This window comes from Streptomyces sp. WAC 01529 (assembly GCF_003945545.1).
GTDB classification, from domain to species: domain Bacteria; phylum Actinomycetota; class Actinomycetes; order Streptomycetales; family Streptomycetaceae; genus Streptomyces; species Streptomyces anatolicus.
In genome coordinates this window covers 4,031,475-4,055,622 of record NZ_CP029617.1, presented here as the reverse complement: position 1 = coordinate 4,055,622, position 24,148 = coordinate 4,031,475, and the positions used below count along the sequence as shown (strand labels likewise).

The 24,148-nt window shown below is 71.7% G+C and carries 22 protein-coding genes, 1 tRNA gene and 1 pseudogene; 14 read left to right on the top strand and 10 right to left on the bottom strand.

The features are described from left to right. Positions 1-66: 66 nt before the first annotated feature. Both DMA15_RS18275 and DMA15_RS18270 read right to left on the bottom strand, forming a co-directional pair. Positions 67-801 (bottom strand): YcnI family protein, encoded by a 735-nt coding sequence (locus tag DMA15_RS18275; RefSeq protein ID WP_125513877.1) that lies wholly within the window; start codon positions 799-801, stop codon positions 67-69. A 235-nt stretch (positions 802-1,036) separates the two neighbouring features. Further along, on the bottom strand, positions 1,037-1,936 hold the full coding sequence (locus tag DMA15_RS18270) for a hypothetical protein (protein WP_125513876.1): 900 nt from the start codon (positions 1,934-1,936) through the stop codon (positions 1,037-1,039). Between the two features lie 686 nt (positions 1,937-2,622). Between DMA15_RS18270 and DMA15_RS18265 the strand changes: the two genes are divergently transcribed. Further along, on the top strand, positions 2,623-3,090 hold the full coding sequence (locus DMA15_RS18265; protein WP_125513875.1) for an ATP-binding protein: 468 nt from the start codon (positions 2,623-2,625) through the stop codon (positions 3,088-3,090). On the opposite strand, the pseudogene DMA15_RS18260 reads toward DMA15_RS18265, so the two are convergent. Together DMA15_RS18260 and DMA15_RS18255 are read right to left on the bottom strand one after the other, a co-directional pair. Beyond that, positions 3,035-3,363, bottom strand: a pseudogene (locus DMA15_RS18260) (nitroreductase/quinone reductase family protein). The gene DMA15_RS18265 and the pseudogene DMA15_RS18260 overlap by 56 nt on opposite strands. Before the next feature lie 68 nt (positions 3,364-3,431). Continuing rightward, on the bottom strand, positions 3,432-4,985 hold the full coding sequence (locus DMA15_RS18255) for a PLP-dependent aminotransferase family protein (protein ID WP_125513873.1): 1,554 nt from the start codon (positions 4,983-4,985) through the stop codon (positions 3,432-3,434). A gap of 47 nt (positions 4,986-5,032) precedes the next feature. Between DMA15_RS18255 and DMA15_RS18250 the strand changes: the two genes are divergently transcribed. Continuing rightward, the gene (locus DMA15_RS18250) at positions 5,033-5,557 is read left to right on the top strand and encodes a carboxymuconolactone decarboxylase family protein (protein WP_125513872.1); all 525 of its coding nucleotides are present in this window, start codon (positions 5,033-5,035) and stop codon (positions 5,555-5,557) included. 27 nt (positions 5,558-5,584) lie between these two features. On the opposite strand, the gene DMA15_RS18245 is transcribed toward DMA15_RS18250, so the two are convergent. Continuing rightward, positions 5,585-7,054 (bottom strand): aminopeptidase P family protein, encoded by a 1,470-nt coding sequence (locus DMA15_RS18245; RefSeq protein ID WP_125513871.1) that lies wholly within the window; start codon positions 7,052-7,054, stop codon positions 5,585-5,587. Between the two features lie 205 nt (positions 7,055-7,259). Beyond that, positions 7,260-8,810 carry a PP2C family protein-serine/threonine phosphatase gene (locus DMA15_RS18240; RefSeq protein ID WP_125513870.1) on the bottom strand — a complete coding sequence of 517 codons (1,551 nt, stop codon included), beginning with the start codon at positions 8,808-8,810 and terminating at the stop codon, positions 7,260-7,262. A 496-nt stretch (positions 8,811-9,306) separates the two neighbouring features. Here DMA15_RS18240 and DMA15_RS18235 point away from each other — a divergent pair, with 496 nt between their 5' ends. Both DMA15_RS18235 and DMA15_RS18230 read left to right on the top strand, forming a co-directional pair. Continuing rightward, positions 9,307-9,984, top strand: a complete 678-nt coding sequence (locus DMA15_RS18235; RefSeq protein ID WP_125513869.1) for a bifunctional DNA primase/polymerase — start codon at positions 9,307-9,309, stop codon at positions 9,982-9,984. Between the two features lie 55 nt (positions 9,985-10,039). Further along, positions 10,040-10,594, top strand: a complete 555-nt coding sequence (locus DMA15_RS18230; protein WP_125513868.1) for a hypothetical protein — start codon at positions 10,040-10,042, stop codon at positions 10,592-10,594. Positions 10,595-10,902: 308 nt separating this feature from the next. On the opposite strand, the gene DMA15_RS18225 is transcribed toward DMA15_RS18230, so the two are convergent. The 3 genes from DMA15_RS18225 to DMA15_RS18215 all read right to left on the bottom strand — a co-directional run bounded on the left by DMA15_RS18225 (position 10,903) and on the right by DMA15_RS18215 (position 13,573). Continuing rightward, the gene (locus DMA15_RS18225) at positions 10,903-11,880 is read right to left on the bottom strand and encodes a DUF5926 family protein (RefSeq protein ID WP_125513867.1); all 978 of its coding nucleotides are present in this window, start codon (positions 11,878-11,880) and stop codon (positions 10,903-10,905) included. Between the two features lie 155 nt (positions 11,881-12,035). Beyond that, the gene (locus DMA15_RS18220) at positions 12,036-12,653 is read right to left on the bottom strand and encodes an ATP-binding protein (protein WP_125513866.1); all 618 of its coding nucleotides are present in this window, start codon (positions 12,651-12,653) and stop codon (positions 12,036-12,038) included. Between the two features lie 53 nt (positions 12,654-12,706). Further along, positions 12,707-13,573, bottom strand: coding sequence for a glycerophosphodiester phosphodiesterase (locus DMA15_RS18215; protein WP_125513865.1), 867 nt, complete (start codon positions 13,571-13,573; stop codon positions 12,707-12,709). 244 nt (positions 13,574-13,817) lie between these two features. On the opposite strand from DMA15_RS18215, the gene DMA15_RS18210 reads away from it, so the two are divergent. From DMA15_RS18210 to DMA15_RS18195, 4 genes are all read left to right on the top strand, one after another. Then, positions 13,818-15,239, top strand: a complete 1,422-nt coding sequence (locus DMA15_RS18210; protein ID WP_125513864.1) for a trypsin-like peptidase domain-containing protein — start codon at positions 13,818-13,820, stop codon at positions 15,237-15,239. Between the two features lie 74 nt (positions 15,240-15,313). Continuing rightward, positions 15,314-15,400: transfer RNA gene (locus DMA15_RS18205), tRNA-Ser, on the top strand. 279 nt (positions 15,401-15,679) lie between these two features. Then, a complete protein-coding gene (locus DMA15_RS37525; protein WP_240659846.1) occupies positions 15,680-16,222 on the top strand; it encodes a hypothetical protein in 543 nt (180 codons plus the stop codon). Between the two features lie 39 nt (positions 16,223-16,261). Beyond that, on the top strand, positions 16,262-16,606 hold the full coding sequence (locus DMA15_RS18195) for a hypothetical protein (protein ID WP_125513863.1): 345 nt from the start codon (positions 16,262-16,264) through the stop codon (positions 16,604-16,606). Positions 16,607-17,316: 710 nt separating this feature from the next. On the opposite strand, the gene DMA15_RS18185 is transcribed toward DMA15_RS18195, so the two are convergent. After that, positions 17,317-18,195, bottom strand: a complete 879-nt coding sequence (locus DMA15_RS18185; protein WP_125513862.1) for a bifunctional DNA primase/polymerase — start codon at positions 18,193-18,195, stop codon at positions 17,317-17,319. A 418-nt stretch (positions 18,196-18,613) separates the two neighbouring features. Here DMA15_RS18185 and DMA15_RS18180 point away from each other — a divergent pair, with 418 nt between their 5' ends. From DMA15_RS18180 to DMA15_RS18155, 6 genes are all read left to right on the top strand, one after another. Beyond that, positions 18,614-18,925 carry a hypothetical protein gene (locus tag DMA15_RS18180; RefSeq protein WP_125513861.1) on the top strand — a complete coding sequence of 104 codons (312 nt, stop codon included), beginning with the start codon at positions 18,614-18,616 and terminating at the stop codon, positions 18,923-18,925. Positions 18,926-19,249: 324 nt separating this feature from the next. Then, positions 19,250-20,413 carry an acyl-CoA dehydrogenase family protein gene (locus DMA15_RS18175; protein WP_125513860.1) on the top strand — a complete coding sequence of 388 codons (1,164 nt, stop codon included), beginning with the start codon at positions 19,250-19,252 and terminating at the stop codon, positions 20,411-20,413. After that, on the top strand, positions 20,410-21,327 hold the full coding sequence (locus DMA15_RS18170; RefSeq protein WP_125513859.1) for a bifunctional MaoC family dehydratase N-terminal/OB-fold nucleic acid binding domain-containing protein: 918 nt from the start codon (positions 20,410-20,412) through the stop codon (positions 21,325-21,327). The genes DMA15_RS18175 and DMA15_RS18170 overlap by 4 nt, the downstream gene beginning before the upstream one ends. A gap of 1 nt (position 21,328) precedes the next feature. Beyond that, positions 21,329-22,573, top strand: coding sequence for an acyl-CoA dehydrogenase family protein (locus tag DMA15_RS18165; RefSeq protein ID WP_125513858.1), 1,245 nt, complete (start codon positions 21,329-21,331; stop codon positions 22,571-22,573). Next, on the top strand, positions 22,570-22,977 hold the full coding sequence (locus DMA15_RS18160; RefSeq protein ID WP_125513857.1) for a MaoC family dehydratase: 408 nt from the start codon (positions 22,570-22,572) through the stop codon (positions 22,975-22,977). The genes DMA15_RS18165 and DMA15_RS18160 overlap by 4 nt, the downstream gene beginning before the upstream one ends. Continuing rightward, complete coding sequence (locus DMA15_RS18155) at positions 22,974-24,140, top strand: lipid-transfer protein (protein WP_125513856.1); 1,167 nt, start codon at positions 22,974-22,976, stop codon at positions 24,138-24,140. Before DMA15_RS18160 ends, DMA15_RS18155 begins: the two co-directional genes overlap by 4 nt. Positions 24,141-24,148: the final 8 nt, after the last annotated feature.

Here is a 24,148-nt window from a genome sequence, read left to right as displayed (position 1 = left end):
CCGGGGTGCACCGGGGCGGCCGTTTCGCCGCCTCGGCACACCCCGAAGGATGGCTCTGCGGACGGCTCAGCCGGTGACGCGACGCCGCGTGGCGGCCACGCCGAACGCGACGCCCGCGGCGCCCACGACGATGCCGACGATGCCGAGGACGCGGGCGGTGGTGTCGCTGCTGTCCGAGGAGTCCGCGGAGGCGCTCTCGGACTTGGCGTCCGACTTGCCGTCCGACTTCGCGTCGCCGGAGGCGCCGCCACCGTGGTGGTCGTCGGAGGCGGCGGTCAGCTGGAGGGTGGGCGCCGGGTGCTCGGGCTCTTCCTGGCCCTTCTGCTGCGGCTCGATCCAGCGGACGACTTCCTTGTTGTCGTACGTCTGGATCGCCTTGAAGACGAGTTCGTCGGCGTCCTCGGGCAGCTGGCCCATGGAGACCGGGAACTTCTGGAAGCTGCCCGGCTGGATGCCCTTGCCGTCGGCGGTCCAGGTGACCTTGGTGACGGCCTCGTCGATCTTCTCGCCGTGGATCTCCAGCGGCTTGTCGAGCTTGGACTTGGTGACCTTCGCGGTCCAGCCGGGGACGGGCTGCGTCATCACGGAGGCGAGCGGGTGGTCACCGGGGAAGGAGACCTCGACCTTGTTGGTCGCGGCGTCGTCCATCTCGTTCGGCACCTTGAAGTTGACGGTCGCGTATCCGCCCTTGGCGGCCTCGCCCTCCGGGGAGACGCTGACGTGCGCGAACGCGGGTCCGGAGAGGACGAGGACGGCGGAGGCGGCGACGGTGCCGACGGCGGCGATACGGGACATCTTCATGAAAAAACACTCCACTTTCGGCAGGGGTGAGCAGTGAGCGGAGGCGCGGGTCGTCGCGTGCGGGTGCACGGAGCGATACGCGTGGCACGGTGCTCCGTACTCACCGCTCACTGCGCCCTGCTCACTTGCGCACTGCTCACTACTCAGTACGAGGGGGATGCGCGCGGCCTGGTTGGCGGGCACGCGCGCGTGCGTGCCGAGCGACCCCTCCGTACGGCTGGTGGAGTGCGTCGCGTCAGGCAGCGAGTTCGACGTGGCGGACGCCGGCCGGCGGGCCGCGCCGGATCACCGCGTCCTCAAGCGCGAGCGTGCGCGGCTTCGGAGGCGCGAGGCGCGCGGTGCGCGGCAGCCGCGGCCCCGTCGTCTCGGGCGCCCCGGGCAGACCGGCTCGCAGGGCGCGTACGAGGGTGAGGGCCGAGCGCAACGAACGTACGAGCGCCCCTTCGGCGACCCCCTGCGCCCCTTGCGCGAGCCGGATGAGCCGGAGCAGGGCGAGGTCGCCGCGGCGCAGCAGCCATCCCGCGGCGAGGGCCGCGAGGAGGTGGGCGACGAGCATGGGGAGGGACGGCACGAGCGCCATGGCACCCATGGAGCCGGCCGATCCCATCGGTCCCGCCGTTCCGGTGGCGCCCGCCGTGGACATGGAGTCCAGCGCGGAGTCCGCCGCGGCGGCGGCGGACTGACCGTGGTGGTGGGCGGCGGCGTGATCCGTACCCCCGCCCGTCCCGAGCCCGGCCGTGGTCAGGATGCGGTGGGCCTGGGCGGGAGTGATCGTCGAGGCGCCCGCCCCGCAGACCAGGCGCGCGGCCCGCTCCACCAGGGAGGCGTCGCCGTTCACCTGGGCGGCGGCCGTGACGCCGTGCTGACCGAGGCCGAACAGGGCGTGCAGTCCGAGCTGGCCCACCGCGAGGAGGGCGGCGATGCCGGGCAGGGACCGGGCCCGCCCGGCGAGCGGCAGCGCGACCGCGAGGACGGCGAGGAAACCGGCGCCGAGCGTCCACAGCGGGACGGCGACACAGGAAGCGAGCACATGGCCCCCGGCGGACAGCACGACGCAGACCGCGGCGAACACCGCGGCCCTGAGCAGCCGGAGATCGACTCCGTCACGCGGCTGGTGCTGGTGGGGGGCAGTCATGGCGGGGCCATCATCGCACTGGACTTACCCGACGCATACGGCAGGTCCGGAAGGTCCGGTTCCCGGCGGGATGGACCGGCTGCGCCCGCGTGAGGCGACCGACGGCACCCGGGCGATGGCCGGTGGCGCCCTCTCGGATGAGCTCGGGAAGCCACGGCTGGGCTTGCCTGGGGCGGCCGGGGGAGGCCCGGCGCGGGCGACGCGTCGCGCGTCCGCGAGGGGGGCGGTGTGGGGGCCTGGGCGGGGGGCGTCATCCGACTAGGTGGGCCCTGCCTCAGCCGAGCCGCAGCCGGACCGCTCCGGCACGAGGCGATCGGCGGAGGCGGCAACCCGGATGGCGCACCCCACCCTTGCGGCGCCCCACGCTCGGGCGCGTCGGCGCCGACCCTCGGACGGCACGGGGCACACGCGGCCGCGCCCGCCCAGGGCGCGGCTCAACGGGGGCAGCACCACAGGCCGCCGCAGGCCGACCCCCCGCTCGCCCCCGCGAGGCCCGCAGGCCCGCGCACCACCCCCCACACGGGGCAGCGCACGCCCCGTCACCCACACCACCCCCAGCCGCCCTACACGAGCCGCGCAGGCCGCGCGTCCGCCGTATGGGCGGCTTCACGCGGGCCGCGCGCTTATCCGTGCGCGCTTGCGGCAATACGTATCGGTATGTCGAGCCGCAGCCAGGAGGCTGGAGCATGAGCATCTGGTGGTCTCTCCATTTGCGGCGCGAAGCTGCGAGCGTTCCGCTTGCCCGCCGCCTGTTGATCGGCGCGATGGAGACCGCGGGCGTGGATCCCGACGTCTCCTTCGACCTGTCGCTCGCCCTCAGCGAAGCCTGTGCCAACGCCGTGGAGCACGGCGGCGCGCCCGCCCCCGGCGGGACGGCCGGCGCGTATCGGGTGACGGCCTATCTGGACGGCGAGAAGTGCCGCATCGAGGTGGCCGACTCGGGCCCCGGCTTCCCCGGCCCGGGAGCCGCACGCGGCTGTCCGACGCCCCGGCCGCCCGCCGCCGAGACGGACGAGCACGGCCGGGGCCTGTGCCTGATCAGGGAGCTGGCCGACCACGTCCACCTCGGCAACAACCCGGGCCGGGGCGGAGCGGTGATCAGCTTCGACAAGATGCTGAAGTGGCGTGAGGGCGCACCGCTGCTGACGGCGTGACACCCGCGCGGGTCAGCGCGATCACCGGGATCGGCCGTGGCGCCCGGGCCCGGAACTCCGCGAAGTTCGGGTCCTGTTCGATCTGCTGGCGCCACAGTCCGTCGTGCTCGGCCTCGTCGACGGGCGCGGCGTGGGCCTCGTACCGCTCGGTGCCGACCTCGACGACGACCCGGTCGCGAGCCGGAACCGACAGGTAGATCGCCGGTAGACCGCCGGAGTGGTCCGGAGCAGCCCGCCCTTCGTGCCGCGCGTGGGAAGCAGAAGCAGGCGCACGCCTTCGAAGTTCGTTCCGTCGTCGGCTCCCGTTTCCCGCCTTCAACGGTCAAGAGACTGCGCCTATTTCACCCGTCGGCACCCCCACCTGAATCACCCGGCGGCAACGCCCGCACCAGCGCCTCGATCGCCGCCCCATAGGCATGCTCCGACGGCGTGGAGTACCCGACGACGAGGCCGTCCGCGCCCCGCCCCCTAGCCCGCGGATGGCGGAACGCGGCGAGGCCGTCCGCGCCCCGCCCCCTAGCCCGCGGATGGCGGAACGCGGCGAGGCCGTCCAGCGCGACCCCCTGCCAGGCCGCCGCCTTGGTCGCGGACGCCTCCGTCCCCGGCGGCAGCCGCAGCACCGCGTGCAGCCCGGCCGCGACCCCGGTGGCCGCGATGTGCGGGGCGTGCTCGGCGAGCGCGGCGACCAGCCGGTCACGGCGGCGCCGGTACCGCTGGCGCATCCGGCGGACATGGCGGTCGTACTGCCCGGAGGCGATGAGATCGGCGAGCGTGAGCTGGTCGAGTACGCCCGCCCACGCCTCCCGCTCGCCCTTCGCCGCGAGCACGCCGTCGACGAGGTGCTCCGGCAGCACCATCCAGCCGAGGCGCACCGCGGGGGACAGGCTCTTGCTGACCGAGCCGAGGTAGACGACCCGCTCGGGATCCAGGCCCTGGAGGGCGCCGACGGGCTCGCGGTCGTAGCGGAACTCCCCGTCGTAGTCGTCCTCCAGGACCAGCCCGCCGCTCGTGCGGGCCCAGTCGACGACGGCGGCACGCCGGGCCGGGTGCAGCGGCCCGCCGGTCGGGAACTGGTGTGCGGGCGTGAGCAGTACACCCCGTACGTCCTGTACGCCGCGCACACCCCGTACACCCCGCACATCGCGTACGTCCTGACCCGCGGTCAGTTCCTCGATCCGGGCCCCTTGTTCGTCCAGCTCAAGCGGAACCGTCCGGACGCCCGCGTCCTCCAGGATCCCGCGGTGGAAGCCGAGTCCGTACGACTCCACGGCGAGCGGGCCGCGCAGCACCGGGCCACCCGCGCCGTGCGAGCCCCCGTACAGCAGCCGCAGCGCGTGCGCGAAGCCGGAGCAGACCACGATCCGCTCGGGCGCGACGCGCACCCCGCGGGCCCGCCGCAGATAGTCGGTGAGCGCCTGCCGCAACTCGACGCGGCCGCGCGGGTCGCCGGGCCCGAAGGCGTCGCCCGGCGCGGAGTTGACGGCACGCCGGGCCGCCGCGAGCCAGGCCGTGCGCGGGAAGGAGGCGGGGTCCGGCCGGCCCTGACGGAGGTCGTACGCGGGAGCGGCGGGCCGCGCGGGGGCGGGCTTCGGCGTGCGTACGGGCTTGGGCGGCGCCGCCCGCTCGGCGACCCGCGTCCCCGAGCCCTGCCGGGCCGTCAGCCACCCCTCGGCGACCAGCTCGGCATAGGCGTCGGCGACGGTGTTGCGGGCGAGGCCGAGGTCCGCGGCGAGCGAGCGGTAGGGCGGCAGCCGGGTGCCGGGGGCGAGCCTGCCGTCGCGCACGGCGTCCCGCAGCGCCCGGATGAGGACGGCACGGCGGCTGCCCGTACCGGACAGCTCCAGATACAGGTCACTGCCGATGCGCTCCGCGGAATTGACCCATGGTTCAGCCATGGGAATGCACCTTATCCGGGGTCTTTCACGTGCCTAGGTTCAAAGCCATGACGCAAGCCACGCACGCCACGCAGACGACCGCGACCACTCCGGCCCAGGCGGCCCCCGCCCAGACCCCCCGCCTCGACTTCGCCAAGGCCGCGCCCAAGGCCTTCAAGGCCCTGATCGGCCTGGACGCCGCCGCCCGCGACGGCCTGGACCCGGCCCTCGTCGAGCTGATCCAGATCCGCGCCTCGCTCCTCAACGGCTGCGCCTACTGCCTCCACATGCACACCTCCGACGCCCGCGCGGCAGGCGAGGACGAGGCCCGCCTGCACATGATCGGCGTATGGCGCGAGGCCAGGAACTTCTTCACCGACAAGGAGCAGGCGGCCCTCGCCCTGACCGAGGCGGTCACGCTGGTCGCCCAGGACGGCGTGCCCGACGGCGTCTACGCACGCGCCGCCGAGCACTTCGAGGAGGCGGAGCTGGCCCGCGTCCTCGCCCTGATCTCCACGATCAACACCTGGAACCGCATCGCCCTGAGCACGGCCAAGATCGCGGGCGAGGACGAGCGGAAGTCGGCTCACTGAAGCCGCTCAGCTCCCTGACGGAGCCGCTCAGCCCTTGAGCCGGGCCATCCACGCCTCGACCTCGTCCGAACGCCGCGGCAGTGAGTCCGAGAGGTTCCGGTTGCCGTCCTCCGTCACGAGGATGTCGTCCTCGATCCGGACGCCGATGCCGCGGTACTCCTCCGGCACGGTCAGGTCGTCCGCCTGGAAGTACAGGCCGGGCTCGACGGTCAGGCACATGCCGGGCTCCAGCGTGCCGTCGACGTAGGACTCGCGGCGCGCGGCGGCGCAGTCGTGGACGTCCATGCCGAGCATGTGACCGGTGCCGTGCAGCGTCCAGCGGCGCTGGAGACCCAGCTCCAGGACGCGCTCGACGGGACCCTCGACGAGACCCCACTCCACCAGCTTCTCGGCGAGCACGCGCTGGGAGGCGTCGTGGAAGTCGCGGTACTTGGCGCCCGGCTTCACGGCCGCGATGCCGGCCTCCTGGGCCTCGTACACGGCGTCGTAGATCTTCTTCTGCAGCTCGTTGAAGCGGCCGTTGATCGGCAGGGTGCGGGTGATGTCCGCGGTGTAGTACGTGTGCGTCTCCACGCCCGCGTCGAGCAGGAGCAGCTCTCCGGAGCGCACGGGGCCGTCGTTGCGCACCCAGTGCAGGGTGGTGGCGTGCGGGCCCGCGGCGCAGATGGAGCCGTAGCCGATGTCGTTGCCCTCGACGCGGGCGCGCAGGAAGAACGTGCCTTCGATGTAGCGCTCGCTCGTCGCCTCGGCCTTGTCGAGGATCTTGACGACGTCCTCGAAGCCGCGCGCGGTCGAGTCGCACGCCTTCTGCAGCTCACCGATCTCGAACTCGTCCTTGACCAGACGGGCCTCGGAGAGGAAGACGCGCAGCTCCTCGTCGCGCTCGGCGGTGACCTTGTCGGTCAGCGCGGCCTCGATACCGGCGTCGTACCCGCGTACGACACGCACGGGCCCGGTCGCCTCGCGCAGCGCCTCGGCCAGCTCGCGCACGTCGGAGGCGGGGATGCCGTACAGCTTCTCGGCCTCGGTGAGGGAGTGGCGGCGGCCGACCCACAGCTCGCCCTGGCCGTCGAGCCAGAACTCGCCGTTCTCACGGTTGGAGCGCGGAAGCAGATAGATCGTCGCGTCGTGGCCGCTCTTGGTGGGCTCCAGGACCAGGACGCCGTCCTCGGTCTGGTTTCCGGTGAGGTACGCGTACTCGACGGAGGCGCGGAAGGCGTACTCGGTGTCGTTCGAGCGGGTCTTGAGGTTGCCCGCGGGGATGACAAGACGCTCGCCCGGGAAGCGCGCGGAGAGCGCGGCGCGGCGGGCCGCGGTCTGCGCGGCCTGCGGGATCGGATCCAGCTCGTGCAGCTCCGTGTCGGCCCAACCGGACTTCATGCTCTCGGCCAGCTCATCGGAGACGCCCGGGTACAGGCCGTTCTTGCGCTGCTTGATCGGCTCTTCTTCGGTCTCTTCCGGGGTCTCCGGGAACTCCGGGGTGAGCGCGTCCGACACGGTCTGCCTCCTAGGTACGACACTGGGCCACCCTCCATCGTACGGGCGTACGGAAGGGGGCACAGGGCCGTTGGGCCACTTACAGCGAGTGCCCGACGCCTCACGCGAAAACGTCAGCCACGCGCGCGTGGAGAGGCATCAGCACCCTCACTCGAAGCGGCCCTCCAGGAGTACCTCCAGGAGTACCTCCAGAAGTACGACGCCCTCACTCGAAGCGGGCCGCCAGAAGCACCACGTCCTCCTCGCTGTCCACGGCGTCGAGCCCGTCCGGCAGAACGGTTCGCAAGACGTGGTCGGCGACGGCCCCGGGGTCGCCCCGGATGGCCTTGGGCACGCTCGCCGCCGCCGCGTGCAGGCGCGCGAACGCCCGGTCCATCGCCTCTCCGGTGCGGTGCAGCAGACCGTCCGTATACAGAAGCACCGTTTCTCCGGGCTCCGGGGAGAACTCCACGCTCGGCGCCTCCCAGCAGGCGAGCATCCCGAGCGGCGCGGACAGGGAGGTCTCGACGAACTCCGTGCGCCGCTCCCCGATGATCAGTGGCGGGCTGTGTCCGGCCCCGGCGAGCACGACCTTGCGCAGGGCGGGCTCGCAGTAGGCGAAGAGGGCCGTGGCGGACCGCGCGGGCTCGGTGAGCCGCAGCAGCAGCTCCAGGTCGGAGAGGACGGCGACGGGGTCCTCGCCCTCCATCACGGCGTACGCCCGCAAGGACGCCCGCAGCCGCCCCATCGCGGCCACGGCGCTGGGCCCCGACCCGGTGACCGAGCCGACCGCGAGGCCGAGCGCGGCGTCCGGCAGCGGCAGCGCGTCGTGCCAGTCGCCGCCGCCGCGCGGCCCGGTGCGGTGCCGTGCGGCGAGCTGCACTCCCGTGACCCGGGGCAGCCGCGAGGGCATCAGCTCCTCGCGCAGGGTCGCGGCGGTCGTGCGGGCGCGGTCAAGTTCGAGCAGCCGCGCCAGATGCTCCGCGGCGTAGCCCGCGTAGAGCCCGGCGAGGTGACGTCTGCGCTCGGTCGGCTCGGCGGGCTCGTCGTAGAGCCAGACCGCCGCGCCGACCCGGCCCGCCGCCTCGGTGGCCAGGGACAGGGCATAGCTCGCGGCGTAGCCGATGCGGACGGCGACCTCGCGGTGGCGCGGGTCGAGTCCGTCGTCGGCGAGCAGGTCGGGCTGGACGATCTCGGTGGCTGGGCCGGGGCCGGGGCCGGAGCTGGAGCCGGGGGCGTCGGTGGTCGGCGCGTCCAGGATGCGGCCGTACGACGTGGCGGCACGCGGCACCGTCTCGATGTGCCCCAGTTCGGCGCGGGTGAGGCCGAGGCCGGTCGTGGAGTCGGGGCCGAGCCCGTCGGAGGGCTCCAGGACGGCGAGGCCGCGCCGGGCGCCGACGAGGGCGGCACCGGCCCGCAGCAGCTCCCGCAGGGCCTCGTCGAGGGTCTGGGTGCGGGCGAGCCGCTCGGTGAGTTCGTGCAGCGTGGTGAGGTCGGAGACCCAGCCCGCGAGGCGGTCCTGGATCACGGCGCCGGGGGCGCCGGGGGTGGGGGAGCCCGCGGGTGCGGGTGTGGTGGGCGCGGTGGGCGCGACAGTGTGGGCTGGTGACGGAAGAGTGGAATCGATTCCGGCCACTTTCGGAAGGTGCGGGGCGTTCATGGCTGACGGCTTTCCGGCCGGTGCGTAATGCTCAATAGCATCGCAAACCCCCATGTCATTATGCGCCGCTAGCAATGTCTCCAGATGTACACGCCCTGGTGAGGGGATGTCCAGCATTGTCCTGCTGGGATTCCTGGTGTCCGTGGGAATTCTGAGCACTGTTTTCGATCTTGATAAGTTGGCCGAAAACAGTGCGGGGTTAGGGCATATTGCGGTCGACTGACGTTGTTCGGTAGAGCGTTGCAGCGGTCGTGCTGGGTACGTACTCAGTGATGACCAGGGGCAGTTGGGGCCCGCCCGGAACCTCGCGGAGGGCCCGGGCGTCTTAAGTCACGACGACCGTGCCCCATCCTCCCGTGGGGGAGGCGGCAAGCAATATCGCGGGACGGCAATCGCCAGGCGCCGCCACCCCACGCCACGTCAACGCTCGGTTCAGAGTGGTTCCCCATGCCGCAGGCTGGGGTCGGATGTGCCAGCTCGTACGTACAGCGAAGTGATCCACACATGGGTGAAGAGATCCACACATGGGTGTAGTGATCCACACATGGTGTGATGTGGCCCGCAGTCTCCCCGGCGTCAAACGCCGGCGTGCAACGGAAAGGAACGAGCGCTCATGCGCGAGATCCTCGGAAGGCGACGCAGGCTCCTGTCCTGGCGAATGGGAAGGAAGCCCGCCCGGAGTACCGGACAGATCGGCGCGGCCCTGACCTTCGCGACCGCTTGGCGGTGGCCCGTACTGCCAGGAGTCGGCCTCGACCGGCGCGACGGCAGCCGGTGCGCCTGCCCCGACCCCGAATGCGTGGTGCCGGGCGCGCACCCCCTCGACCCCGGCCTCCTCGCCGCGACCACCGACGAGCGGATGGTGCGCTGGTGGTGGAGCAACCGCCCGTGCGCCCCCGTCGTGCTCGCCACCGGCGGCCGCGCCCCGTGCGCCGTCAGCCTGCCCGTCGACGCGGGCGTGCGCGCGCTGGCCGCGCTCGACGGGACCGGCATCAGGCTCGGCCCGGTGGTCGCCACCGAGAGCCGCTTCTATCTGCTCGTCGCGCCGTACTCCCTTGCCCAGTTGGGCGAGCTGCTCTACGCCAAGGACCACGTCCCCGGCTCCCTCCGCTTCCACGGCGAGGGCGGCTATCTCGCGCTGCCCCCCTCGGGGACGGGCGAGGGACCGGTCCGCTGGGAGCGCGCCCCGCTGCCCGGCTCGGCGGCCCCCTGGGTGCCCGACGTCGAGGCGGTCGTGGACGCCGTCGTCGACGCCCTCACTCGTACGGGTGTGAGCGCACCCGAGTTGTAGGGGAAATGGGCGCGCGGCGAACGGGCCGCGCGCCAACTGTCGTTATGTTCGGCCCATGCAACCCCGCCTGATCGTGCTCCTGGGCGTCGTGGCCGCCACGGTTGTTCTGCCGCTCGCCGGCGCGTCCGCGGGGCCGGTCGGCGACGGTGACGCGAAGTCGCCCCCGCCCGCTCCCTCGGCCGCCCCTCCGAACACCTCTTCGGGCTCGGGCTCCGGCCCCGACTCGCGTGCGGACGCCGGCACGAACGCGGCGACGGACGCGGCCGCGGACACCTCCCGGTGCGGGCCCGAACTCTCCTCCCCCGAAGGCATCGAGGCCCAGACCTGCGTCCTCACGCAGGGCCGCGAGACGTGGGCCCGTACCTATTACCGCAATGCCACAGGCGAGGACCTGACGGGCGTACTGACCCAGATGGGGCCGGACGCGCGCACGGTACAGATGCACTGCGCGGTGGACGCGGGGGACGAGCCGGGAGTGTGCGAGACGCCGCGCGAGCGGTCGGCGGGCGAGGCGGCGGCGTACTCGGCGGTGGCGGAGTTCGCGGCGCGGGAGTCGGGCGGGCTGCTGCTGCGCTCGGGGAGCAACTCGGCGCCCGCTCAAGGCAGTTGAGCGCTGAACCGGGCCCGGACATGGAAGGGCCCGGTTGCTGGCGACGGGGGATGCACCAGCAACCGGGCTACCTGAACGGTAACAAGAGATCGGCTCCTGGCAAATTCGATCTCAGTTATCCGGACAGGGATTCGCCTGCGACCACGGGGAGTTGTGACCGGAGTCACGCGTTCCTACCGACTGACTGGTGCGTCAGTCGCGCGTGGTCCTGACGGCCGCGCCGCGCGCGACCCGATCGCCTGACCGCGCGCGACCCGATCGCCTGACCGCGCGCGACCCGTTCGCTTGACCGCGCGCGCCCGTTCGCCTCAGCTGAGGGTGACCTGGCGGTTGGTGAGGCCACCACGCGCCCGGCGCTCGTCGCCGGTGAGCGGGGCGTCCGAGGCGAGCGCCGCCGCGAGCCGCTCGGCGAACTCGGCCGCCGGCTTCTCGATGTCGTCGGCGCCGACGCCCGTCGGCAGGTCCCACACCGGCACGATCACGCCGTGCGCCCGGAAGGAGCCGACGAGCCGGGTGCCCTCGCCGAGGCTCGACGTGCCGGCCGCGTGCAGCCGGGCCAGCGCGTCGAGCAGCTGCTCCTCGGGGTGCGGCATGACCCAGCGCAGGTGGTTCTTCTCCGGGGTCTCGCACCAGTACGCGGCGTCCACGCCGGTGAGCTTCACGGTCGGGATGGCGGCGGCGTTGGCCCGCTCCAGGGAGGCGGAGACCTCCGGCGTGGCGTTCTCCGAGTCCGGCACCCAGAACTCGAACCCGGCGTGCACCACCGGCTCGAACGGCGCGTCGGGGGCGAGCAGATCCTGAAGGCGCGGCCCGTCCGCGGGGGCGCGGCGGCCCTGCACGGGCGTGCCCGGCTCGGCCTCAAGGGCGCGGTGCAGGGTGTCGGCCAGATCGCGGCTGATGTCGCCGGAGGAGGTGTCGTTCTGCAGGCCGAGCAGGACCGAGCCGTCGTCGCGGCGCAGCGCGGGCCATGCCATCGGCAGCACGGTGGCGAGCGTGACCGAGGGGACGCCTTCGGGGAGCCCGTCCTTGAGCGTCAGCTCGACGGTGGCGGCGGGCACCAGCTCGCGCAGCGCGACCCAGTCGCACTCGCCGGGCAGACCCTCGAAGGGGCGCTGCACCAGCTCGGCCACCGCGTGCGAGGCGGCCCGGCCGTGACAGGCCTTGTAGCGGCGGCCCGAGCCGCAGGGGCAGGGTTCGCGGGCGCCGACGGCCGGATAGTTCTCGTCGGCTCCGCCCTTGAGCTGCGGCTGCTGCTTGCCCTTGGTCTGGGGGCGCTTCTTGGCCATCTTGGGTGTCTCCCGGCTGCGGCTCTCGTGCTCACTTGCGTACGAGCGCGAGCCTAGCCGTTGGCGACAGGGCCGCCGGGATTCACCTCGGTCCGGGTCTCGTTCCGGGTCTCGTTCCGGGTCGGCCCGGGCTCACCCCGGGTCGCGGCCGGGCCTCAGTCAAGGTCGTCGAAGGGGTCCGCGTAGGCGAGATCGGCGAGCGCGGCGGCCGACGGGGCGGCGACGCGCGTAGCGAAATCGTCGTGGCGGTGCCCCGCTTGGACGACGACCCAGACCGTGACCTCGCCGTGCACGTCGTCGCGCACGCCCCATGTGTCGGCGAGCGCGGAGATGATGTTGAGCCCGCGGCCGCCGTGCGCCGTCACCGACGGCGTGGCCGGAACCGGGCGGGTCGGGCCGCCGCCGTCCGTCACCTCGACCGTCAGCCGACCTGTCTTGTCGACGTGCCATGCCGCTCGCACGTCCCCGTCGCCGACCATCCCGCGCCCCAGCGGCCTGCCGTGCCGGCAGGCATTGCTGAGCAACTCCGACAGGATCAGTACGGCATCGTCGATGACCGACTCGGACACTCCGCCGACACGCAACTGATCACGCATCCGGTGTCTTGCTTCCCCCACGCCCGCAGGGCCATGGGGTACGGCCATGCTCGACGACGTGGGCACCTCCCGTGCCACCACCAACGCCACCCCCGAGACCTCCTTCGCCCCACGCCACGGTGTGGATGCCCCAATGGACTGGACCGGAAACCGGCCAATCGCCCTCCGGTGACGCACTCGTCACGATCGAATACGTACCGAACGCGCCGGTGCACTCCCTGTAACGGGAGTTACCGGAGTCCCAGGCGATCCAGTTGGGTCAGAACTTGCTTGGGGCGATTGGTGATGATCGCGTCGACACCGAGTTCGGCGCAGAGCTCGACGTCCTCGGGCTCGTTCACGGTCCAGACGTGCACCTGGTGTCCCGCGCGCTTCAGCTTGGCCACGTAACCGGGGTGGTTGCGCACGATCCGCAGCGCCGGACCGGCGATGCGCACGCCCGCGGGAAGGCGCCCGTCACGGTGGCGGGGCGAGACGAACTGCATCAGATAGACGGTCGGCAGCGTCGGGGAGGCGGCGCGCACGCGGTGCAGCGAACGCGCCGAGAAGCTCATGACCCGTACCGGGGAGGGGCCTTCGGCGGGCGGCGCGTCCAGGCCGAAGCGTTTGAGGAGCATGAGCAGCCGCTCCTCCACCTGGCCCGCCCAGCGCGTGGGGTGCTTGGTCTCGATGGCCAGCCGCACCTGGCGGCCCGAGGCGTTGCGTTCGGTCACCAATTCGAGCAGGCGCTCCAGGGTCAGTACGGAGGTGTCCTCGCCGAGACCGGCCCCGAAGTCGGCGCCCGCGGAGCGCTCCCAGTCCGGGCCCTCGCCCTCCTCGGCCTCGTTGTGGTGCCGCTTCCAGGAGCCGAAGTCGAGGGCGGCCAGATCGGCCAGTTCGAGGGCCGACACGGCTCCGCGGCCGTTCGAGGTGCGGTTGACGCGGCGGTCGTGGACGCAGACGAGGTGGCCGTCCGCAGTGAGCCGCACATCGCATTCGAGGGCGTCGGCCCCGTCGTCGACCGCCTTCTTGTAGGCGGCCAGCGTGTGCTCGGGCGCGTCCTCGGAGGCTCCGCGGTGGGCGACGACCTGGATCTGGTGCTGTCGTGCGAGGGTCACCGCGTCATGGTGCCATCACGGGGTACCCGTCGGCTCGCCGGAGTGCCGCGTCCCGGGGCGCCGGACGCACAGGCTCGGCTTATGGTGCCCTGACAGCCGATGGGAAAAGCTGACTGCGGACAGATGCACAGTTGGCACAGACGTACGTTTGTACGTACGCACGCAGAGTACGTACGCGCAGTCGGCGCAGCCAGGCCGTGACCGAGAACGCCACCTACGACAGCATGGACCTAGGAGAAGAGCTGTGAGCACCGAGAACGAGGGCAACGCGGTACCTCAGGCCCCGTCCGCACCTCCCGTGCCGGTGGACGCTCCCGCTGTTTCCGCCGACTCCGCCCACTCCAATGCCTCTGTCACTCGTGAGCACGCCACGGTTCCCGGCGGGGATGCCGGAACGGGTGCCGGCGCGGGCCCGGGTGCCGCAGCGGGTGCGGGTGCGTGGCCGCCTCCGTCGCCGCCCGCTGTGCCGTCGTACGCCTCCGGTGGTGGCGGCGGCTCCGGCTGGGGCGCCTCGTACCAGCCGCAGGAGCCGAAGCCGGGCCGCCGTCGCGGTGGTCTGGTCGCCGGGGTGCTCGCGGCCGCCCTGATCGCGGGCGGTGTCGGCGGTGGCGTCGGCTACTGGGCGGCCGAGCAGAACGACAACGACACCGGTTCGACCACGGTCTCCGCGGCCGACACGCCCGCCGACCTGAAGCGCGAGCCGGGCTCGGTGGCCAAGATCGCGAACGACGCGCTGCCGAGCGTGGTCACCATCGAGGCGCAGAGCGGCAGCGGCGAGGGCGGCACGGGCACCGGCTTCGTCTACGACAAGCAGGGCCACATCCTCACCAACAACCACGTGGTGGCGTCGGCCGCCGAGGGCGGCAAGCTCCAGGCGACGTTCTCCAACGGCAAGAAGTACGCCGCGGAGGTCGTCGGCCGCGCCGAGGGTTACGACGTGGCCGTCCTGAAGCTCAAGAGCCCCCCGGCCGATCTGAAGCCGCTCGCCCTCGGCAACTCCGACCGCGTGGCCGTCGGCGACTCGACGATCGCGATCGGCGCCCCCTTCGGCCTCTCGAACACCGTCACCACGGGCATCATCAGCGCCAAGAACCGCCCGGTGACCTCCAGCGACGGCGGACAGAGCGGCAAGAGCTCGTACATGAGCGCGCTCCAGACCGACGCCTCCATCAACCCCGGTAACTCCGGCGGCCCCCTCCTCGACGGGCGCGGCGCGGTCATCGGCATCAACTCCGCGATCAAGCCCGCCGACAGCGGCGGCCTCGGCGGCTCCGGCCAGTCGGGCTCCATCGGCCTGGGCTTCGCGATCCCGGTGAACCAGGCGAAGAACGTGGCGCAGCAGCTGATCAAGACGGGCCAGCCGGTCTACCCCGTGATCGGCGCCTCGGTCGCGCTCCAGCAGGACTCCGGGGACGGCGCGACGATCTCCGAGGAGGGCGTGGGCGGTTCGAAGCCGGTCACCCCGAACGGCCCGGCGGACAAGGCGGGCCTCAAGCCCGGCGACGTCATCACGAAGCTGGACGACATGGTGATCGACAGCGGCCCCACCCTGATCGGCCAGATCTGGACCCACAAGCCGGGCGACACGGTCAAGATCACCTACGAGCGCGACGGCAAGGAGCGCACGGTCGACGTGACCCTGGGCCAGCGCAAGGGCGACAGCTGAGCCCCTGCTCGCCCGCCGACCCAACCCGCTAGTCTTGTCCCCGCGCCGTCCCGGACCTCCGGCACCCGGCGCGGGGTGGGTTGCCCGAGCGGCCTAAGGGAACGGTCTTGAAAACCGTCGTGGCAGCGATGTCACCGTGGGTTCAAATCCCACACCCACCGCAATAGATCAGCGCATGGGCTGGTCAAAAGGGGTGTCCCGATCAAGGGCGCCCCTTTTGCATGATCGCTATCTCACCTTGAACCGCCGTTGTTCCGCCGTGGGGCAGCGTGTGTGGACCAGGTCTCTGTGACCCTCATGGCGACTCGGTGAGGTGGTCGGCGCGAACCGGCGAAGCAAGGCGGCTCGCCGTCGAAGAACCTCCCCGGGAAACGATGACTTAAATGGTCATATCTCTGTTGACCGAATGCGAAGTGTAGTGATGTGATCACGCTCCGACCTTGACATCAGAGGTCGATCACATCGCGCCCCTGCCGACCACGGGGGCCTGCATAGAGGGGGAAATCTTGCGTAACAACGTCTCTCGCGCCGCCAAGGCTGCGCTGACTTCTGCTGTCGTCACCTCAGCGCTGCTCGTGCCAATTGCCGGTTCCGCGTTCGCCGAGGACGCTCCGAGGAGGGCGGCCGGGGTCTCTGCTGAGAGCATCAAGGACAAGTGCAGCCACGGCAGCCCGAAGCGCGTCGTCCGCAAGTACTACCGTGGCCCTTCCTACATAACGATGCGCTGCGGGAACCACAGGTGGGGGTGGAAGCACATCCAGAAGGGCCACGGCTGGAACAGCACTATGGACAGGAAGATCGAGGCTGCCATCTGGTCGGGAGACCCTAACGGCCGGGGCGGATACTCGACCTACAGCGCCACGTGCCCGCGTATAGAGAAGTTCCGTACCATTATCGGTACCCCTGCGGGCGCCAAGGATTTGCTTACTGCCTACAAGGTCGACCGTCCGGGCGTCGCCGGGCACGCTGCTGCCAGGTGCTAGCGCTGCCTAGGAAGCCCCCTGAATCGGCGAGAGGTGCATATGGCGGCCCGAACGCCTGCTGAACAGGCCCTGGCTCGCTCCTACACCACTGGTGACGGCGCCGTCAGGTTCAACGTGGATGACCTGGCTCTCGATCACAATCCGAACCGCAGCGTCACGTTGACGTACTGGCTGACTGTAGAGCGTCACGGCCGTGACACTGAGCGCTGGGTATTCACTCTGCTCTGGGACGACAAGTCCTTTGTCGACGTGCTCACCTCGCCCATTCCTGATCCTGAGCGGCTTGGGCAGCTTGTGCACTTGGTGCGTGCCGCATTGGAAGAGTGGTGGGACACCAAGGGGTACAACCGTCGGTTCGCGAAGATGGGTCGTCAGCTTCACTGAGGCGTGTACTCCTCTTGTAGCCGAAGTCCCGCATCCGAACATTCCAATTCCACACCCGCCGCAGCAGTTCAGACGATGAGTTGAACAGGAGGGGTGCCCCCCCGACCAGGGGCACCCCTTCGACGTGATGCGTGCTCGGTACCTCGAGGCGATCATCATGGTCGCCAACCGCGCAGCGCGGCGCCGATTGCGGCGCAACGGGCATGCGGCGGTCGAGCGACTGGACAGGTTGTGGCCTCGCGACGTCCTGGATCCGGCGCTCCCAGGCCGTGGCCTCGGGTATCGGGCAGGACGACGAGTACTGGGGCATGAGCTGGGGGCGTCCCATGGCATCGGAGCGCACCTCCATGGGGCCGATAGCGCCCACGATGCGGTCCTCGATGGCGGCGGCAAGGACCGGGCCGCACTGGCCGGCCTGCATCCGAGTGTGGAGGAAGTCCAGGCCCTGGTCCGCTATGGCCGTGGCGAACGGGGCGAAGGTTTCCTGCACAGCGGTCGGCCAGTCGGTGACGGGACGGACGGGCCCGTCGGGGGCGGGACAGGGGGCGGTGGTGAAGTCCTTCACGCATCGCTGCGGCCCCTCTCGATCGACCTCCAGCATCTCAGTGCAGGCGCGAACGTCGGCTAGGTTCATGCCAGTTCACGTCGAGGTGACGAATAGAGACCGGCGGCCCTTACACGCCTCTGCTCGCGGGTCCGGTGGGCCGCTGCTAGGCGTGTCCCGTGAGGCGGGCCGCTGAGGCGATTGTCGAGTGGGCCTCGCGGGGGGTGAGGCCCACGTGGAGTGCGGCGTTCGTGAGGTGGGGGGCCAGGGTCTCGCCCATGCCGTTCTCGTAGGCGCGGCAGGCGGCCCAGAAGAGGCGGGTGTTGCGTTGGCCCTCGTGGGCGGCGAGGACGAACTGGACCAGGCCGTGGCCCTGTTGGGCCGGCGCAGGGTCGGTCCGCGTGGGTGCCGTGGGGTGGGCGCGGGGTGGGGGTGTGAGCAGGCGCAGGAGTGCGGGTGGGCAGGGGGCGGGGGGTAGCTGGGCGGTGCCGGGGACGGTGCCGTAGACGCCGTGGTCGGTGCGGGAGCCGGGGCCGACGAGGTAGCCGCCCGCGCCGCGGATGTCGATTCCGGGGGCGAGACGGCCCGCCGAGTTGGGGACCACGGTGTCGGGCGGCCCCGCCAGCCAGAGGTGGCGGCCGCCGCTCGGCGTGGTCACGACGACGGTCTCGGGGATCGTGAAGAGGTGGCGCAGCGCCAGTTCGCGCAGGGCCGCGGGGGCGGCCGCCTCGCCCTTGGTGTCGAGGTCGATGCCGATCAGGTGGTGCGGGGGCAGCCCGCAGGCGATGCCGTAACCGGTGGCCCAGGGGGCGGCGGCGAAGAGTTCGCGGATGCGGCGCGGGTCGGTCGACGCGTCGTACACGCCGTGGCCGGGGCGGCCGCACGCGCCGTGGCAGGGCGTCGCCGGGCCGGGTTCGTCGTGGTGGGGGGAGCGCAGGGCGGGGAGTTTGGTGCGGGAGAGCGGGATCACCGCGAGGCCCCGCTCGGCGGCGGACAGGGCGTGGGCCAGCGCGAGAGTGGTGGCATGGCGATCGATGGTGGCCATGACTTCAGTTTCGTACGCATGTTCGAAGAAAGGAAGAGGGGGCGAACCCCGAGTGGGGTCCCAGGGGTGGGGCCTGAAGAGGGGAAGCGCCCCCTTCTTACGGATGCCGTCCGATATTGGCGGAACGCTTCTCCTTCTTTCGTGCCTGGGTGCGGATGGGACGGGTCCGGAGCGCGAGTGCTCCCTCGCGGAGGTGAGTCGGGTGTTCGGGGGGCGAGGAGGGTTTATCGACATGTCCTCACGCTTGCGAGGGAATCAGGGCTTCCGGGGTGGTTCGCCGGGGATTCGGTGGGCAACTCTGATCCCGCGACGTCGTACAAAGCTCCGAGGCAGTCGGCCAACTGCCTTGGTATCAGCCGTAGTTCGCGGTACCTCCGGCTCACCGCCGGTGCGTATCCCCTGTTCTGGAGGAATAGACATGGCAAGCACTCGTACGGCCCGCGTCCTCGCCGCCGCCGCGGCACTGCCTCTGGCCGCCGCGCTCTTCTCGGGTGTGGCGACGGCCGATAACGGCGCTTTCGCGAACAATGGGTCCAACGCCGGAGTGGCGACCGTGAACGGCAGCGGCGTCGGCGGCAGTAACCACGGCAACTCGACCACCACGCAGCAGCAGGCCGTCGGCAGCGGTGCCTCGAACCAGAACAACACCGCCCAGGTGAACGGTTCGGGCTTCACGGCGCTCGACCAGTCGAACGCGAACGTCTCGGTGGACTTCGCCGAACTCTGGTGAGCCGAGAACCCATGGAGCCGCTCGGGACGGCTCCGCTGGGTTCGAGGTGTGGGGTGTGACGGGGTCCTGTGCGGCGGCGCTTCGGCGTCGCCGCACAGTCGTGTGTGGGGGGCCTTCGGCGGCGCCGGGCGGCGTTCCCGGGGGCTTCGGTGGCGCCGGGCGACGCTCCTGGGGACTTCGTTGGCGCCGGGCGGCGTCCCCGGGGACTTCGGTGGCGAGCGGTGCGCCCGGAGGGCCTGGCGCGGGCGCGATCTCTTGACATAGGCACGCTATCTGACGGACAGTCAGAAACCCTAGTCGGTACGAGATGGAGGGGTCGCCACCGTGCACCTCGCCCCCACCGAACGCCAGCGCGGCCTGCGTGCCGAACTACGCGCCTACTTCCGGGACCTGCTGCCCGAGGGGCCGCCCGACAGCGCGGACGCGGCCGGGCAGCGCGCCGTGCTGCGGCGCATCGGCGCGGACGGCATGCTCGGGCTCGGCTGGCCCGTCGAGTACGGCGGCCAAGGGCGCGGCGCGGACGAGCAGTTCATCTTCTTCGACGAGGCGTACCGCGCGGGCGCCCCGGTCTCGATGGTGACCCTGAACACCGTCGGACCGACCCTCATGAAGTACGGCACCGAGGAACAGAAGGCCGCCTTCCTGCCGCGCATCCTCCGCGGCGAACTCGTCTTCGCCATCGGCTACAGCGAACCGTCCGCCGGCACCGACCTGGCATCACTGCGGACCAGGGCCGTACGCGACGGCGACAGCTGGCTGATCGACGGCCAGAAGGTCTTCACCTCGAACGCGCAGAACGCCGACTGGATCTGGCTGGCCTGCCGCACCGACCCCGGGGCGCCCAGGCATCAGGGCATCTCGATCATCCTCGTGCCGACCGACGCGCCCGGCTTCTCCTGGACGCCGATCGAGACCGTGGGCGGCCTGACGACGACGGCCACCTACTACGACGGGATCACGGTGCCGGCCGCGAATCTCGTCGGCGAGGAGAACGGCGGCTGGGGTCTCATCACCAACCAGCTCAACCACGAGCGGGTGGCGCTCGCCGCGATCGGCATGCAGGCCGAGGACTTCTACACCACGGCGTTTGAATGCGCCCTTACACCCGATCCGGTGAAAGGCGAACGTCGGATCGATGCGCCGTGGGTGCGTTCGAGACTGGCCGAGACGCATGCCCGCCTCGCGGCAACACGCCTGCTCAACTGGCGTTTGGTGGGTGACGTGGGGGCGGGCCGACTGGCCCCGGGCGACGCGAGCGGCGTGAAATTCATGGGAACTGAATCGGCCGTCGAGGCGTACCGAATGTGTCAGGAGATCACGGGCGAAGCCGGTCTTGTGCGGGCGGGCTCGCCGGGTGGGGTCGGGGACGGCGAGCTGGAGCGGATGAACAGGGCCGCGCAGATCAACACGTTCGGGGGCGGGGTGAGCGAGGTGCAGCGCGAGATCGTCGCGACGATGCGGCTCGGCATGCGGAGGGGGCGTCGGTGAACGCTGTGCGGGACATCGCGTACGAGGAGTTGAAGGCGTTCGAGGGCAGGGCCGCGGCGGAGGCGGGCCTCGGCAAGGACCCGGTCAACGCTCCCATGATCAGGCACTGGTGCGAGGCGATGGGCGACACCAACCCCGCGTACGCGGGTGCGGATCCCGTGGCGCCGCCCACGATGTTGCAGGCCTGGACGATGGGCGGCCTCTCCGGGCACCAGGGGCGTTCCGAGGCGTACGACGACCTGTTCGCGCTGCTCGACGGCGCGGGGTACACCGCGGTGGTCGCCACCGACTGCGAGCAGGAGTACGTGCGGGAGTTACGGCCCGGCGACGAGATCACCTTCGACGCGGTGATCGAGTCGGTGTCGGAGCGCAAGACCACCAAGCTCGGCGCGGGCCACTTCGTCACCACGCGGATGGACGTCAGGGCGGGTGGCGAGCCGGCGGGGACGCACCGCTTCCGCATCCTCAAGTACGCACCGGTGCGGCGAACGCCCAAGGGCGAGCGCCCGCGCCCGGTGATCAATCGGGACAACGCGGGGTTCTGGGAGGGCGTCGCCGCCCACCGGCTGCTGATCCAGCGCTGTGACGGCTGCGGCGGGTTGCGCTTCCCCTGGCTGCCGGGGTGCAACGCCTGTGGCTCGCCCGAGTGGGACACGGTCGAGGCGAGCGGTGAGGGCACGGTCTTCTCGTACGTGGTGATGCACCATCCGCCCTTCCCGGCCTTCGACCCTCCCTACGCGGTGGGCCTCGTCGAGTTGGCGGAGGGGGTGCGGATCGTCAGCAACATCATCGGGGTGCCGCACGACAAGGTGCGGATCGGGATGCCGGTGCGGCTGGTGTTCCAGCGCGTGGCCGAGGAGTGGGAGCTGCCGCTGTTCAGGGCGCTGGGTGATGGGGCGGGGGGCGAGGTCTGACATGGACTTCACGCCCACGGAGGAGCAGGCGGCCGCGCGGGATCTCGCCGGGCGGATCTTCGGCGACCTGGCCACACCGGAGAGGCTCGCGGCGGCGGGCAGCGGTTCGGACGCCGAGCTGTGGAAGGCGCTGTGCGCGGCGGGGCTGCCGGGCGCGGTGGAGGACATCGGGTTGCTGGGGCTGGTCCTGCTGCTGGAGGAGCAGGGCCGGAGGACGGCCCAGGTGCCGTTCGCTGCGAGCTGTGTCTACGGCATCCTCGCGGTGGCCGCGCACGGCACGGAGGAGCAGCGGGACCGGCTGCTGCCCCCGCTGCGGCGGGGCACGGCGGTGGCCACGGGCGCGTTTCCCGCTCGCGTCGGGGTGGAGGCGGTGGCGGCCACGGGGGGTGGCGGCATGCCCGGCGGGGTGGCGGGCGGAGGGGGCGGCGGGGTGCCCGGCGGGGTGCCCAGGGGCGTGCTCCGGGGGGTGGTGCCGTGGGTGCCGTGGCTCAGGGATGCCACGCATGTGCTGGTGGCGGCGGCGGACCGCGGCCTGTGGATGGTGCAGGTGGCGGACGCGCGCGTGGAGCCCGTCGAGCTGACCGCGCCCTGGTCGGCGGGGCGGCTGATCCTCGACGGGACGCCCGGGGAGCGGATCGGTGGGGTGGTGGGTGAGGGCGCTGGGGCTGAGGGTGTGGCTGGGGCGAGAGAGGGAGCGGTGGCTGGGGCGGTGGCGTGCGAGGACGTGCGGGACTCGGCGTACGAGGACGTGCGGGCGAGTGCGCGGACGGCGTTCGCCGGGTTGCAGGCGGGGGTGTGCGCGGGGTCGCTGGCCCGTGCGGTGGCCCATACGAACGAACGGGAGCAGTTCGGCCGCCCGCTCTCCGCCAAGCAGGGAGTCCAACTCCGGGCGGCGGACGCCTATATGGACACCGAGGCGATACGGGTCACGGCCTACGAGGCGGCCTGGCGCAGGGACGCGGGCCTGCCGTACGGCACGCACGCGCTGACGGCCGCCTGGTGGGCGTCGGAGGCGGGCACGCGCGTGGTGCACGCGGGCCAGCATCTGCACGGCGGCATGGGCGCCGACCTCGACCATCCCGTGCACCGGCACTTTCTGTGGGGGCGGCAACTGGACGCGTACCTGGGGTGCGGGAGCGAAGTCCTGGAGGAGCTGGGTGATCTGCTGGCCACGGAGGCGGAGCGAGCGGCGGGGGCCGCGGGCTCGGCGGGGGCGGCGAGGGGCACGGAGGGGGAGCGGGGATGAGGGCAGGTGAGGAGCTGCCGGTGCTTGAGGTCCCGGTCACCCGCACCCTGATCGTCGCCGGGGCCATCGCGTCCCGCGACTACCAGGACGTGCACCATGACGCGGAGCTGGCCAAGGCCAAGGGCTCCCCCGACATCTTCATGAACATCCTGACGACCAACGGCCTGGTCGGCCGGTACATCACGGACCACTTCGGCCCGACGGCCAACCTCCGCAAGGTGGCCATACGGCTCGGCGCGCCCAACTACCCCGGGGACACCATGGTGCTGAGCGGCACGGTCGAGAAGGTCGACACCGGCCCCGAGGGCGACACGGCCACGGTCAAGGTCATCGGGGCCAACGGCATCGGCAGGCACGTCACGGGCACGGTGACCGTGACCCTGCCCGCGGGGGGTGCCGCATGAGCGTTCGTATGCGTGACGACCTCGGAGGCAGGGCCGCGATCGTCGGGATCGGGGCGACGGAGTTCTCCAAGGACTCCGGGCGCAGTGAGCTGAAGCTGGCGGTGGAGGCGGTGCGGGCGGCGCTCGACGACGCCGGGCTCGCCCCCGCCGACGTCGACGGCATGGTCACCTTCACCATGGACACCAGCCCGGAGATCACGGTCGCCCAGGCGGTCGGCGTCGGGGAGCTGTCCTTCTTCTCCCGCGTCCACTACGGCGGCGGCGCGGCCTGCGCCACCGTCCAGCAGGCGGCGCTCGCGGTGGCGACCGGGGTGGCCGAAGTCGTCGTCTGCTACCGCGCGTTCAATGAACGCTCGGGCCGGAGATTCGGCTCGGGGGTGCAGCGGCGCGAACCGTCCGCCGAGGGCGCGGCGCTCGGCTGGGTCCTGCCGTTCGGCCTGCTGACCCCCGCGTCCTGGGTGGCGATGGCGGCCCAGCGCTACCTCCATACGTACGGCCTGACGCCGGACGCCTTCGGCCAGGTGGCCGTGGTGGACCGGAAGTACGCGGCCACCAACCCCGCGGCGTACTTCCACGGCAAGCCGATCACGCTCGCGGACCACGCGGCCTCGCGCTGGATCGTCGAGCCCCTGCGGCTCCTGGACTGCTGCCAGGAGACGGACGGCGGCCAGGCGATCGTCGTCACGAGCGTGGAGCGGGCCCGCGGCCTTCCGCATCCGCCTGCCGTGATCACCGCGGCGGCGCAGGGGGCGGGCCGGGCGCAGGAGCAGATGACCAGCTTCTACCGCGACGATCTGTGCGGGCTGCCGGAGATGAGCGTCGTGGCCCGGCAGCTGTGGCGCACCTCGGGGCTCGCACCGGCCGATATGGACGTCGGCATCCTCTATGACCACTTCACGCCGTTCGTGCTGATGCAGTTGGAGGAGTTCGGGTTCTGCGGGCCGGGCGAGGCCGCGGGGTTCGTCGCCGAGGAGCGGCTGCCGCTGAACACCCACGGCGGACAGCTCGGGGAGGCGTATCTGCACGGGATGAACGGCGTGGCGGAGGCCGTCCGGCAGATCCGTGGCACATCGGTGAACCAGATACCGGGTGCCGCGCGCACTCTGGTCACCGCGGGCACCGGTGTCCCCACTTCGGGGTTGATTCTGGGGTCGGACGGCTGAACGCACCG